We start from the raw sequence: 15037 nt of genomic DNA, 5'->3' as shown, positions 1-15037 counted from the left end.
ATATGAAAATACGTAATCAATTAAAAATAATATTCAACTGTTGCTTTACAGTTATCTTCTTCACAGCCTGTATTTCCACAAATAAATCGGATGAAACTCAAGTAACAGTTAGAAATAGCTTGAATTTTGACAGAAAAGAAATTGTTACAGTAAAGCGTAGTCAGATTGAAAAAGTATTAAAGAACAATTCAGAAAAAAATGTTCGTGTCAAATTAAAAGGAACAGATAAGTTTCTAACTACCCAGTGGGTTGATTATGATAAAGATGGTAAAGGTGATGAATTGCTTTTTCAGGCTGAGGTACAAGCAAAAAGCGTAGCAGATTTTGTGGTAATGATTGATACAGTAAAAGAATTACAATCAAATGCAGTGGCCTATTCTCGTTTCGTCCCGGAACGTATCGATGATTATGCCTGGGAAAATAATAGAGTAGCTTTTAGAGCTTATGGACCAGTAGCGCAGCAGTTAGTTGAAGAAGGCAAAGAAGGAGGTACACTTTCAAGCGGAATCGATCTTTGGCTTAAAAAAGTAGATTATTCTATTATTGATGATTGGTATGCTAAAAATGTGAAAGAAGCAGGTTATTATCACATCGATCATGGAGAAGGATATGATCCTTACCATGTAGGAGCTAGTCGCGGTACAGGCGGAGCAGGAGTCTGGGTTAACGATAGTTTACAAGTAGGTAAAAATTATACTAGTTATAAAATGATAGCTAAAGGACCGCTGCGTACTATTTTCGAATTAGATTATGCTCCTTGGAGTCAATATCAAATTAAGGAAACTAAACTTATTTCATTAGATTTGGGTAGTAATTTTTCAAAATTTGATATTATTTTAAAGGCTAAAGAGCAGTTTCCAAATTATGCTATTGGAATTACATTGCACGATAAGAAAGGAGAAATTAATATCAACAAAACAAAAGGATGGTTCCGTCATTGGGAACCTATTGATAAAACTTTTCTAGGTGAAGGAATTGTACTGAATCCGGAATTAGTTACTCAGGCATTTGCTAACAACTCAACAACCCCTGACCAAAGTAATTTGTTAATTGTTACCAATCCATCGCAAAAAATTACTTTTTATGCGGGTTTTGTCTGGACAGGAAGTAAACAGGTAAATGAGGTTACACAATGGGATGAAATGCTTAACAAACAAGCTGAAATAATTCAAAATCCTTTGCAGGTAACAGTGAATTAATTACAAATACCTTAGATTATTATAATGCAAAATTTAAAATACAGTACTTTTTTATTGATGTTTCTTTTCGCTGTAAAAGCAGATGCTCAAAAAGAGAGTGCGATACAAAATCAAAAAACGTATGTTTCTCAGGTTTGGCAATCCGATAAAGGAGATGGGACTTATGCCAATCCTATTTTATATGCCGATTATTCCGATCCGGATGTGATTCGGGTAGGAAACCATTATTATATGACAGCCAGTAGTTTTAATTGCACACCTGGTCTGCCTATTTTGCATTCTACAGATTTAGTCAATTGGGAGATCATTAATTTTGCATTGCAAAAACAAGTACCTGAAGAAGTATTTAATATACCGCAACACAGTAAAGGGGTTTGGGCTCCGGCAATTTGTTTTCATAAAAATCAATTCTACATTTATTGGGGAGATCCTGATTATGGTATCTATATGGTCAAAACCAAAGATATTTACGGAAAATGGGACGAACCTATTTTGGTTATGGAAGGTAAAGGAATTATTGACCCTTGTCCATTGTGGGAAAATGACAATGCTTATTTAATACATGCTTGGGCAGTCAGTCGCGCAGGTATCAATAGTGTGTTGACCATTAATAAAATGAATTCAGAAGGAACTAAGGTTATTGATGAAGGTAAAAATGTATTCGATGGTCACGATAAGCACCATACGATGGAAGGTCCTAAATTATATAAAAAAGCAGGATACTATTATATTTTAGCTCCGGCAGGAGGTGTTGAAAACGGCTGGCAGGTCGCAATGCGTTCCAAAAACATTTATGGGCCTTATGAAGATAAGGTGGTTCTGGAGCAGGGCAGTACAAAAATAAATGGCCCACATCAAGGAGCCTGGGTTACAAGTCCTGATGACAATTCCTGGTTCTTACATTTTCAGGATCAAGGAGTTTATGGCAGGGTTTTACATTTACAGCCTATGAGCTGGAAAGACAATTGGCCTGTAATGGGAAAAGACTTTGATGGTAATGGTATTGGTGAACCTGTAGCAAGTTATAGCAAACCTCTTTCTAAAGTGCAATCTACTATAATTAATCCGGCAGAAAGTGACGAGTTCAATGATGGTAAACCGGGTTTGCAATGGCAGTGGTATGCGAACGGTTCTATAAAATGGAGTGCACAGATTCCAGGAACCAATTACCTGCGATTGTTTGCAATGAGTTTAAAGAATGAGACAAATTTATGGAATGTACCTAACTTACTTTTACAAAAATTACCAGCACCAAATTTTACAGCTACAACCAAAGTAAAGTTGACTACAGAATGGAATACAGCGGGTAAAAAAGCAGGATTATTACTTATGGGGCAGTCGTACTCTTATGTGGCTATTGCTTTCCATGATGATAGATATTGGGTGCAGCAGGTTATTGCAGAGAATGCGGTAAATGGTGAACAAGAGAAAATTATAGAAGAAAAACCGTTACTTTCGAATGAAGTGCAATTGCGAATGAAAGTAACAGCACCTGATGCTCATTGTCAATTTAGCTATAGTGAAAATGGAATTGATTTTATTGAAATTGGCAAACCGGCAAAAGCGCAAAAAGACTTATGGATAGCGGCTAAAATCGGAATCTTTGCGACAAGTTTAAATAATGTCCGTATGGGCGGTTACGCCGATTTTGACTGGTTCAGAATAACAAAATAAATAACAAAGGATATAGCGGGTAGTTATGCTTGCTAAGATTCAAAAAAGATAGAAATACAATGAGGAATTTCAAATCACTTTTAACGACAGTAGTATTAGTATTTACTGCAGTTATGGCACAAGCCGAAAATAAGGTAAAACAAGTTGAAACACTCGAAGCCTTAGAACAGTCTGCCAAAGGGAATGGTCAAAATATTCAGATGAAACCGGGAGTTTATTCACTTACAGATTATTTAACGAAAGTCAGGATAACTAAATTATTATCAGAACTTCCGGAAGCAACAGAACAGCAAAAGCGTCCTCCTCGTTGGTTTTTACGTTTTAAAGGCAATAACAACACCTTTGATTTTACAGGAGTTACCTTCGAAATCAATACCGAATTATATAAAATTCTACCCTACGGTTATATGCGCTGTATTTTTATTGATGGAAATGGTAATACCATAAAAGGTTTAACCATTAAAAATACCGGACCTAAAAACATAGGAAGTAATGGCAATATACTTTCAATTTTTGGAGATAATACCTTATTGGAAGATGTCAAATTATATGTAAGCGGTTCAACTTATGGATATGGAGATTTGTTTGGAAAAGGAGGTCCAAATTTGACCAGTCTTCAGAAACAAAGCGGAATCATGATTGCAGGTAAAAACAATACAATTAAACGATGTAAAGTTTTTAGTCGTGCGTTTGGACACTGTTTTTATATCCAGACACAGGGACATAACACTGATAATGTAGTTTTGGAAGATTGTTATGCTGAAGGTGAAATGCGTACGACCAATGATATATTGGCGGAATCAGGAGGTCTGGCAGAAAAATTAAAATATCAAAGCGTATATCAAAATCGCGACGGTCGTTATATGATTAGTCCGGGATACACAAAAGCACTCTGTGAAGATGGTTTTCGTACGTATGGCGGAGTAGGTAAAGTTACGCTTCGTAATTGTACCTCAAAAAACACCCGTTCAGGTTTTGAAATCGGAGGGACAGATGATGCTAAAAATCAAACGCTATTACAAGGCTGTCAGGCTTTTGGAACAGAAAGAGGTTTTTTAATCGGGTCTAATGTAGTAGTGCGTGATTGCAGGGCAGACATACAATTTGGACCATTATTATATCTTAGAGAAAATACGGTAGGTGCTGATGTAGAATTAGAATTAGTTTCAGGCATGCCAAAATCATTGGTACACACTATCGCTACTATTGCGGGGAAAAACCATCGGGTAAGGCTTTATGCAAATGATACTCAAACAGTAATGCCAGTCTTACCCATCATGCTGGGATTTGGTATGCCGGCTCACGCAGAAATGAGTTCTCCTATTTTACCAATGCCAACAGAAAATATTGTATTAATTAATGATTTAGAACACAGTCTGATCATAAAAAATGATGATGCTAAAAATCTTGAAATTAAATCGAATCTGCCACAGTTAACGAATACCGAAACTCAAACCATGAATGGTAAAGGTAAATGGTAAAAGTGAAGTCGTGATGCTGATAAAATTGAAAATTGAATAAGAATGAGCACTAAATTCAGATTACTAATTTTTATAAGCTTTTTAAATTTAAGTGGTTATAGTCAGATATGGCAATGGAGTGTAAAAGTAAATACAACTATTTCAGCAGAAACAAATGACCATCCGCAAGCTTTTTTATGGATTCCCGAAAATTGCAAACAGGTAAAAGGGATTGTTTTTGGGCAGCATAATATGGTTGAAGAAGGAATCCTTGAACACACTTATTTTAGAAAAGTACTAGCGGAGTTGGGTTTTGCTGAGGTTTGGGTTACTCCCGTAATAAGCTGGATATACGATACTGCTAAAAATGAGGATAAAATAATTGAAAGCGTATTTCAGTCCTTAGCAGAAGTTTCCGGATATAAGGAGTTGGCTCATGTACCAATTGTGCCCATTGGACATTCTGCTATGGCAAGTTTTCCATGGAATTATGCAGCGTTTAATCCGCAACGTACCTTAGCTTTAGTTTCCATTCATGGCGATGCACCCCAAAGTACTTTAACAGGAAGCAGTAAGCCTAATCCTGATTGGGGTAATCGAAATATAGATGGTATTCCGGCTTTGTTTATTATGGGTGAATACGAATGGTGGAAAGCCAGAATTCAGCCCGCATATAAGTACATAGCCAAACATCCCAAAAGTGTGATCACACTATTTGCGGATGCCGGGCATGGTCATTTTGATTATTCGGATGAGCTGGTAAAATATATGGCCAATTATATAAAAGCGGCAGGTATGCACAGACTTCCTTCAAAGCAGGAAATTAGTAGTTTTACTACATTAAAAGAAGTAGAACCAAGTTCGGGCTGGCTGATGGATAAATGGCGAAAAGATTCGATCCCTCAGGCTGTTCCTGCTTCTTTTGATAAATTCAACGGTAATCGGGCAACAAGTTCCTGGGTTTTTGATAAAAAAATGGCAATGGCCACTGAATCATTTTATGCCAGAGCGAGAGGAAAAAAACAACAATTTATTGGGTTTAAGCAAAACAGTAAAATTGTAGAATCATTAAAGAACCATGCTAATTTTCAGCCCAAATTTGTACCTAAAGCAGATGGAGTAACTTTTAATTTAAGTGCTTTTTTTTCCGATTCCACACATACTAAATCTGCTTCGTCGCATGCCGTTACAAAACTCCAATTGGATAGAATTTGCGGACCAGTTAAAAAGGTAAATGATACAACCTTTCAAATTAGTTTTGATAAGCTGGGTTTTAATAATGCAAAACGAAGCTGTGATATTTGGTTGTTAGCACATAATGAAGGTGATAAGAATTACAAAAGTGCTGTACAGCAGATAAACATAAAATTTCCACTTTTTAACAAATCTGGCAGACAACAAACAATTAAATTTGATGCACTGAGAGATGTTACTGCAATAGTAAAAACAGTACCATTAAAAGCTGTTTCCGACCAAAATACAACAGTGCAATTTTATGTTAAAGAAGGGCCGGCTTTCATCAGCGGAAACACTTTGTATTTTTCGAAAATACCACCTAAATCGAAGTTTCCAATAAAAGTTACAGTAGTGGCTTGGCAATATGGAAATCAAACAGGTTTACAATCAGCGACACCAGTAGAAAATCATTTTTTTATTAAAAAAGAATAAACATGAAAATCATAAATCAAAAATATAGTTTAATGCTCTTATTAGTATTCTTTATACAGATAGGAGTCTTTGCACAAAAAATTGTAAATGAAACACTTCAGAAGTTAAAGTCACCAGACGGGAACTATGAATTTACCTTTTATCAAAAAGAAAAGGGAGTAACCGCTAAGCAATTGTATTATTCGCTTGCTTTCAAAGGAAAACCTGTAGTCTTAGAATCAGAATTAGGGGTGTTGGTTGAAAATCAAACTTTCGAATCTGCTTTAGGCATACCTAATGATACGTGTAAAGTATGGGGAGAGAATCTTAATTTTACAGGAGTACTTAAAAATACCGTAAATCAAACCTGGAAACCGATCTATGGAGAGAAGACTTTGATTACAGACCATTATAATGAATTGACTCTTACATTTCGTAAAGGGCAAGAAACTCCCACAAATTTGACAGACGGTTACGATAAGAATAAAAGTTACTTTATGAATGTTGTAGTCCGTGCGTATAATCAAGGTGTAGCATTTCGTTATTATTTTCCTGAACCTACCAACGGTCTTTTTCTGCATATTGTTGGAGAGCAAACGCAGTTTACAATGCCCGAAGGTACTTTGGCTTATTATGAACCCTGGGCACAAGGACCTTATGATTTACTGCCTCTTAAAAACTGGAAAGGACAAAGCGAACGTCCTTTAACCATGAAATTATCCAACAAACTTACCGTCGCTGTTACAGAAGCACAGATGGTGGATTATTCGCGAATGAAATTGAGTTTAAATCCAACGAAACCCAATGCAATTCAGGCCACTTTGTATGGAAGTGTTGATGTAATTCCGGCTTATGCAACTCCTTGGCGTGTCATCATGGTCGCTGACAAAGCAACAGATTTAATTACAAATAATGACATCATACTGAATCTAAACCCGGAAAATCAAATAAAAAATACGGCTTTTATCAAACCGGGCAAAGTAATTCGTGTTGCAAAACTAACTCAGGCCGATGCTAAAAAATGTATTGATTTTGCAGTAGACAGAGGTTTACAGTACATTCATTTAGACGCGGGTTGGTATGGTCCGGAAATGAAAATGAGTTCTGATGCTACTACGGTTTCAGAAATCAAAGATTTCAATATGCAAGAGTTAACGGCTTATGCTTCATCAAAAGGAATAGGAGTTTGGGTATATGTGAATCAAAGAGCTTTAGTGCAACAGCTCGATAGTATTTTACCATTGTATAAAAAATGGGGAATTAAAGGTATTAAATTCGGATTTGTACAAGTTGGAAATCAGCGTTGGTCAAACTGGCTACATGAAGCAATTAAAAAATGTGCCGAATATGAAATGATGGTAGACATACATGACGAATACCGTCCTACAGGATTCAGTCGTACCTATCCCAATTTAATGACACAAGAAGGGATCCGTGGTAATGAAGAAATGCCGGATGCTAACCACAACACCATTTTACCTTTTACCCGTTTCTTAGCTGGCCCAGCTGATTATACTATTGCTTATTACAATAATCGTATTAAAAATACTCATGCACATCAGTTGGCTTTATCAGTGGTGTATTATAGTCCAATCCAATTCTTCTATTGGTATGATCAGCCTGCATTTTACCAAGGAGAGCCGGAAATTGAATTTTTTGATAAAGTCCATACGGTATGGGATGAAACAAAGGTTATTAATGGTGAAGTAGGAGAGTTTATTACAGTAGCTCGTAAAAAAGGAAATGATTGGTTTATTGGAGCAATCACAAACAATCAATCACGTCAAATTACAATTCCTACCGATTTTTTAGCTAAAGGCAAAAAATACAGCATTAAAACGTTTCAGGATGATGATACAATTCAAACGCGAACCAAAGTTGCTGTTAAAGAACAAATCATAAAAGGAGGAGAAATACTTTCTTTTAATTTAAAAGCAAGTGGAGGAGTAGTGATTATAATCAGCGAAGTGTCTAAAAAATAATACCCTGAGAATTAATTTATATTAGGCTGTGTTAAGCGTTTTTACTTAGCAGCTACATAAAAAAATACCCACTTGCAGTTCTTATGGTATGCAAAGTGGGTATTCTTTTCTTGTCTAAAGTGATGTCAAATTTTAGCGCATTGCAATAGAGCGCTACAACGTTAGCTTAATTCACAATCAACTTAGTAGTCGTCTGATGATTTATTTGTACAAGATAAACTCCTTTAGGCAGGTTGTGTTTTACTTCTATAGTTGAACTGGAATTTTTATAAGTTTCTTCTTTCAATAAAACTCCGGTCAAACTGTATATTTCAATATTAACATCTTCACTTGAACTTTCCGTATTCAATTGTAAACTAAAATAATTTTCTTTACTAGGATTCGGATAGAGTTGAATTCCAGAAGTCCCTTTTTCTGCTTTTGATAGTCCTAAAGTAGCATAAGTCTGAATGGATGCAGTATCAGAAAAAGTAGCTATCCAATCTACTTGATACGAGGTACTAACCACAGCATCAGCAACTAAAATATGGATTCGTCTATAAGTCAAATCACCACCAGTAAAATCAGCATCTTTAGTTAACTGAAAATAATATATAGTATCTCCGTTAGAAGTTGTAACGCTTCCATCTGCCGATCCGCCAAGCCATGCGGTATTATCCCAAACCAAAGTTCCTCCACTGGTTACACGTTGCATCTCTAATTTTATTGCCCCATCTGGTCTACTCCCTTTAAATTTGATAGCAAGGTAAGCATGATTTGTTGAATTTAATATAATATCATTTGCTGCCAAATTGCTATAATTGTACCAAATATCTCCTCGATATTTACTATTTGATTGTATGGTCATAGTTGTATTAAGATAACCGCCACTGACAGTACCACTTCCCCCATTCTGTACGCTCCATTCTCCAAAAACGTTATCTGTATTAAAACTTCCGTCTAAATTGCTCCCCACTTTTTGTTGGGCTTGTAAATTAGCATAGCTTGTTAATGTAATTGTAGTCATTAGTAGTTTTGTAAATAACGAATTTTTGAAGTGTAATTTTCTTTTCATAAGAATTTGATTTTTAGATTAGTGAATAGGTGTAAAATTAGATGTAAATAAAATCGTAGTCTGTAACTCATTGTACAAAAGCTATAAAATATGGTGCGTTTTAAACAGTAGTTCGCTTAATTTTAATAATAAAACGAGCTATACATTAAAACAGTAAAGGATAATGAGGTGACTTATAATATTGAGAGAGGTTTGAAAAAAGAATAAGTTTTAGAATAAACTTTAAATTCCGGTTAGTAAAATTTTAGCTGAGCCAGTGTAGTTGAAATTTAGATTCCAGAAGTATTATTGCGAGCTGTTATGGGGCAATTTTTATAGAAGAAAATTAGGCTTTAATTCCGTTGATTTTTAAAGTGCTTTTTTGGTAAAAAATTGCTTACAAGTGTATTAAGTTTTTATTTAGGCTAATAAACTTCATAATTTATACTTTTTGAACTATAATTTATCTTCCTTAAAAGTAAAAGTGCCTAATATTGAAATTGTATTCAGATGTTATTTTGGATAAGCACATAATATATTATTGTATAGACAAATTAAAGTAGTAAAGTTTCAAATTATATAAAGTATTTGAAAAGAATGAAAAAGTAGATTTTAAAGTAAAATGAAGTATTTAAACAATTCGAAGTATATCGTATTTTCCTTGATAACCACTATAACGGCATCTGCGCAGTCTCATTATCCCGGACAGCATCAATCAAAAATAAAAGTTGGAGATACTAAAAATATCCAATTAACAGCTTTTGATCTTCAGGATGTGAAATTATTAGACAGTCCTTTTAAGGATAATATGATTCGGGAGAGCAAATGGATTATGGATATTAGTGCCAGTCGTTTGCTGCATAGTTTTCGTAATAATGCCGGAATATACAGTGGTAATGAAGGAGGTTATTTTGCCATGAAGAAATTAGGGGGCTGGGAATCCTTAGATTGTGAGTTGCGAGGCCACAGTACTGGACATATACTTTCTGGTTTAGCTTTACTGTATGCTTCTACTGGTGACAATAAATATAAAGTGAAATCTGATAGTATTGTATCTGGTTTAGCAGAAATACAAAAAGTACTCAACCAAAAAGGTTATCTCAGCGCTTTTCCCGAAAATTTAATTGATAGAGCTATAAAAGGGCAAAAAGTTTGGGCGCCTTGGTATACACAACATAAGTTATTCTCAGGTCTTATTGATCAGTATTTGTATTGCAATAGTAATGAAGCTTTTGAAGTGGTTAAAGGAATGGCCGATTGGGCTTATCAAAAATTAAAACCTCTTACTCAGGAAGAACGCAAAACGATGCTAGGCAATGAATTTGGAGGGATGAACGACTCCTTTTATGCTTTATATCAAATTACAGCAAATCCAAATTATAAGTTCCTCGAAGAGTTCTTTTATCACGACGATGCTTTAAATCCATTGATTGATAAGGAAGACAATCTGAACAAAAAGCATGCGAATACTTATATTCCGAAATTGATTGGTATTTCTCGTGCTTATGAATTAGAAGGAACAAATAAATATCGTGAAATATCTGAGTTCTTTTGGAATACCGTAGTAGATCATCATTCATTTATTACTGGCAGTAATAGTGATAAAGAAAAATTTTTTGAACCTGATCACCAATCAGAACATTTGAGCGGATACACTGGCGAATCGTGTAATGTATATAACATGCTTAAACTGACGCGTCACTTATTTGCCTATGATCCTAAAATTAAATACGTTGATTTTTACGAAAAGGCTTTATATAACCACATTTTAGGACAGCAGGATCCACAATCAGGAATGGTTGCATATTTCCTGCCTATGAAACCAGGTGCTCATAAAGTATACAGCACGCCGGAAGATTCCTTTTGGTGTTGTGTAGGAAGCGGTTTTGAAAATCAGGCCAAATATGGAGAATTTATTTATTATCATGATAAGAAGAATCTATTTGTCAATCTTTTCATTCCATCTCAATTAGTTTGGAAAGAGAAAGGATTAACGATTAAACAAGAAACGACTTTTCCAAATCAAAATAATATCAAATTAACCATTAATACAGCAGGTTCAGAAGCTGTTCCTATAAATATTAGATATCCGAATTGGGCAACTGAAGGTGCTAAGCTTTCAATAAATGGCGAGCAGCAAAAAATTACTGTAAAACCGGGTAATTATATCATACTCAATCGTAAGTGGAAAAATGGAGATACTATCGAAGTGGCATTTGATTTACCATTAAAGATTACACCTACTCCGGACAATCCAAAGGTAGTAGCAGTAACTTATGGACCAATTGTCTTGGCGGCCGAATTAGGTACTACCGATATGATAGAGCCGGCTCCCTTTAGTAATCCTAAATTATACAATGATTATTATACCTACGATTATCATGTTCCAGCTTCGATTACAAATAAGCTGAACTATTCATCTAAGGAATTACTAAAGAATATTTCCAAAGTAAACAATAGTGATTTGTTGTTTAAGATTAAAGGAAATGATGAAGTACTAAAACCAATTTCTGATATACATAGGCAGCGATATACTATTTATTGGGAACTAAATAAATAATGAATTACAGTAATAAGATTATGATTCTAGACAAACAAGTAACAGTTATATTGGGAGTATTTATGCTGCTTGCCGGCTGTGGTAAACAGTTGGTTCAAACTCCGGCAGAAAGTGATTTCAATGTAGATGCCGAATTGAATTATTGTGTAAAGCAAACTTCAAAAGCTTTAGCTCAAATTCCAGATAATGGTTTGATACCGAGAAATATTGCACCTGATACCGTTCAATGGCGGATGGTAGATTACACCGATTGGACCAGTGGTTTTTGGCCAGGAGAATTATGGTATCTTTTTGAGGTAACTACAGACAGTAAGTGGAAAAAAGTTGCAGATAAATACACGGAGTATTTAAAACCACTTTCTGTTTCTTCAGCCACAGATCACGATTTAGGTTTTCAGGTATTTAGTAGTTATGGTAATGGGTATCGTTTAACCAAGGATCCGGAATATAAATCAGTATTACTAAAAACTGCTGATACATTGGCCACTTTATTTAACCCAAAAGTAGGTACTATTTTATCCTGGCCTCGTGATGTACCAAACATGGAATGGCCTCAACACAATACCATTATGGATAATATGATTAATTTGGAATTATTATTCTGGGCTTCCAAAAATGGCGGATCAAAACAATTATACGATATGGCAGTTAGCCATGCAGCAGTAACCATGAATAACCATTTTAGACCCGATTATACTTCCTATCACGCAGTAGTTTATGATAAAGAAACGGGTAAAAAAATAAAAGGAGTTACGCATCAGGGGTATAGCGACAGCAGTATGTGGGCACGTGGACAGGCTTGGGCAATTTACGGATATACAATGGTATATCGCGAAACGAAGGATCTTAAATTCCTTGATTTTGCTCACAAAGTAACCCGTGTTTATTTAGATCGTTTACCAAAAGATCTAATTCCATATTGGGACTTTGATGATCCTGCAATTCCAAACTCACCTCGTGATGCATCAGCTGCAGCTGTCGTTGCCTCTGCATTATTAGAATTGGCTGTTTATACAACGGATAATAATCTGGCTAATGAGTACAATGAAAAAGCCTTGGGGATGTTAAAAGAATTATCTGCAAACTATCAGAGCAAAAATCATAATTCAGCACTTTTATTGCATTCTACAGGACATAAACCCGCTGGTTCTGAGATTGATTATTCCATTATCTACGCCGATTATTATTATGTAGAAGCATTATTGCGCTACAAAAAAATTGCTCAGGGGCAAAAGCCATTACTTACTTATAAACTTAACTAATTATAAAACCAAAATTTTAATTGCCTTTTTTAAAAATGAAAAATAAAAAAATCATTTACTGGTCGGTCGTTGTGGCCCTGGCTGGTTTTCTTTTCGGCTTTGATACCGTTGTCATTTCGGGAGCCGATAAACAATTACAAACATTATGGAATTCTTCTGATTTGTTTCATGGTTTGGTAGTGATGTCTTCTGCACTTTGGGGAACTGTATTAGGAGCTGTTTTTGGAGCATTGCCTACCAACAAATTAGGTCGTAAAAACACCTTGATTTTGATAGGAGTATTGTTCTTTTTGTCAGCAGTTGGAACAGCTTTTGCGAATTCCCCAATTGTCTTTTCGATTTTCCGCTTTTTAGGAGGTTTAGGTATTGGAGCCTCAACTATTGCTGCCCCAACCTATGTATCCGAAATTGCTCCGGCTAAAGACCGTGGTAAGTTAGTGGCACTATATCAATTTAACATTGTATTCGGTATTCTGATTGCTTTTCTTTCCAATTATTTATTACAGGATATAGGAGAAAATTCATGGCGTTGGATGTTAGGCGTGCAGGCAGCTCCTGCATTAATTTACACACTTTTGGTTTTGGGCATTCCAGAAAGTCCTCGTTACATTTTTGATTATAAAAAAGATGTAGCTAAAGCAAAAGAAATTCTTTTACTGGTTAATACTCCCGAAGAAGCAGAGTTGGAATTAGAAGCTATGTCTAATGAAAAAATAAAAGAAAAAGTAGACGAATCCATCTTTATGAAAAAATACAGAAAGCCGTTAATGTTGGCTTTCTTTATTGCCTTATTCAATCAGTTTTCGGGTATCAATGCATTTTTATATTATGCACCAAGGATTTTTGAATTGGCAGGTCTTGAAAAATCAGCTTCTTTTTTTAGCAGTATCGGAATCGGAATCGTAAACTTAGTATTTACACTGATAGGAATTTCATTAATAGACAAATATGGTCGTAAAACTTTGATGTATTTGGGCTCTGCTGGATATATTGTTTCCTTAGCTTTAGTGACTATAGCATTCTATTTTGAATGGAAAGGAATGGCAGTTCCTTTATTTTTCTTTTTATTCATTGCTTCTCACGCAGTAGGACAAGGCTCGGTAATTTGGGTCTTTATTTCAGAATTGTTCCCAAATAAATTACGTGCGGCAGGTACTGCTTTTGGAACTTCGGTGCATTGGGTATTGGCGGCATTAATTCCATCTTTTATCCCTTTTCTTTTTAAAGAAATTGGTGCTACCACGGTGTTCTCTATTTTCTGTCTAATGATGGTTTGGCAATTACTATGGGTATTCTTTCAAATGCCTGAAACTAAAGGCAGAACGCTAGAAGAACTTTCAAAAAGTTTAGCAGCAGAATCATCTATTAAACAAAATTCTAATAAAAAAGTTGAAAATGAATTCATTTAGTTTACAGGGCAAAACAGCCTTAATTACAGGAGCTACACATGGTTTAGGAATGGCTATGGCAGTTGGCCTAGCTCAGGCAGGTGCCGAATTAATTATAACAAATAACACAAAAGAACCCTTGGATGCGGCTATTGAGCAGTATAAGGATTTAGGATTTAAAGCTTCAGGTTATGTGTTTGATGTAACCGACGAAGTAGAAGCAGAGAAACAAGTGACCCTTATTGAGAAAAATCACGGCAAAATTGATATTTTGGTGAACAATGCCGGAATTATTCTAAGAGTATTAGCTTTAGATATGCCTGTCGCCGATTTTCGAAAAGTGGTTGATGTAGATCTTATTGGCCCTTTTATAATGTCCAAATTAGTGGCTAAAAATATGATTGAGCGCCGCTCAGGTAAAATCATCAATATTTGCTCTATGATGAGTGAGTTGGGACGAGATAATGTAAGCGCTTATGCCTCAGCTAAAGGAGGACTTAAAATGTTAACCCGCAGTTTAGCAACAGAATGGGCTAAGTATAATGTACAGGTTAATGCTATTGGTCCTGGATATTTTGCCACTTCACAAACGGCTCCAATTCGTGTAGATGGACATCCATTTAATGATTTCATCATCAGCCGTACACCCGCTGGGCGTTGGGGAGAGCCTGAAGATCTTGCCGGTACTGCCGTATTTCTGGCTTCAGAAGCGAGCAATTTTATTAATGGACAGGTAATTTATGTAGATGGCGGTATATTAGCTACAATTGGTAAACCTTCAAACGAATAGATTTTAATACTCTATAATTTATTGTTCTCAAAAATAGTTGAA

General features: G+C 35.4%; 10 protein-coding genes. 9 read left to right on the top strand and 1 reads right to left on the bottom strand.

The features are described 5' to 3' along the window. Positions 1-2 precede the first annotated feature (2 nt). Genes GWR14_RS01545 through GWR14_RS01525 form a run of 5 tightly spaced genes read left to right on the top strand, consistent with a single transcriptional unit; the run spans position 3 to position 7962 of the window. Entirely contained in the window at positions 3-1199 is a 1197-nt protein-coding gene (locus GWR14_RS01545; protein WP_163407187.1) for a DUF4861 family protein, read from the top strand. Between the two features lie 24 nt (positions 1200-1223). Continuing rightward, positions 1224-2873: a glycoside hydrolase family 43 protein gene (locus GWR14_RS01540; protein WP_163407186.1), complete on the top strand. Its 1650-nt coding sequence runs from the start codon at positions 1224-1226 to the stop codon at positions 2871-2873. A gap of 59 nt (positions 2874-2932) precedes the next feature. Then, positions 2933-4354, top strand: coding sequence for a hypothetical protein (locus tag GWR14_RS01535; RefSeq protein ID WP_163407185.1), 1422 nt, complete (start codon positions 2933-2935; stop codon positions 4352-4354). Between the two features lie 42 nt (positions 4355-4396). Continuing rightward, positions 4397-6001 (top strand): hypothetical protein, encoded by a 1605-nt coding sequence (locus GWR14_RS01530; protein ID WP_163407184.1) that lies wholly within the window; start codon positions 4397-4399, stop codon positions 5999-6001. Between the two features lie 2 nt (positions 6002-6003). Next, a complete protein-coding gene (locus tag GWR14_RS01525) occupies positions 6004-7962 on the top strand; it encodes a glycoside hydrolase family 97 protein (RefSeq protein WP_163407183.1) in 1959 nt (652 codons plus the stop codon). Positions 7963-8128: 166 nt separating this feature from the next. Here GWR14_RS01525 and GWR14_RS01520 read toward each other — a convergent pair whose 3' ends face one another. Next, positions 8129-9016 carry a T9SS type A sorting domain-containing protein gene (locus GWR14_RS01520; protein WP_163407182.1) on the bottom strand — a complete coding sequence of 296 codons (888 nt, stop codon included), beginning with the start codon at positions 9014-9016 and terminating at the stop codon, positions 8129-8131. A gap of 601 nt (positions 9017-9617) precedes the next feature. Between GWR14_RS01520 and GWR14_RS01515 the strand changes: the two genes are divergently transcribed. From GWR14_RS01515 to GWR14_RS01500, 4 genes are read left to right on the top strand one after another with little or no spacing between them, the layout of a single operon-like run. Next, positions 9618-11555 (top strand): glycoside hydrolase family 127 protein, encoded by a 1938-nt coding sequence (locus GWR14_RS01515; protein ID WP_163407181.1) that lies wholly within the window; start codon positions 9618-9620, stop codon positions 11553-11555. Continuing rightward, positions 11555-12817: a glycoside hydrolase family 88 protein gene (locus GWR14_RS01510; RefSeq protein ID WP_246236254.1), complete on the top strand. Its 1263-nt coding sequence runs from the start codon at positions 11555-11557 to the stop codon at positions 12815-12817. Before GWR14_RS01515 ends, GWR14_RS01510 begins: the two co-directional genes overlap by 1 nt. Positions 12818-12852: 35 nt before the next feature. Further along, positions 12853-14226 (top strand): sugar porter family MFS transporter, encoded by a 1374-nt coding sequence (locus GWR14_RS01505; protein WP_163407180.1) that lies wholly within the window; start codon positions 12853-12855, stop codon positions 14224-14226. Continuing rightward, a complete protein-coding gene (locus tag GWR14_RS01500) occupies positions 14213-14995 on the top strand; it encodes a gluconate 5-dehydrogenase (RefSeq protein WP_187356518.1) in 783 nt (260 codons plus the stop codon). The genes GWR14_RS01505 and GWR14_RS01500 overlap by 14 nt, the downstream gene beginning before the upstream one ends. The last annotated feature ends 42 nt before the right edge of the window (positions 14996-15037 follow it).

The organism is Flavobacterium ajazii (assembly GCF_010614725.1).
GTDB lineage: Bacteria > Bacteroidota > Bacteroidia > Flavobacteriales > Flavobacteriaceae > Flavobacterium > Flavobacterium ajazii.
Note: the sequence above shows the minus strand (reverse complement) of the source record. Positions and strands in the feature narration are given on the sequence as shown.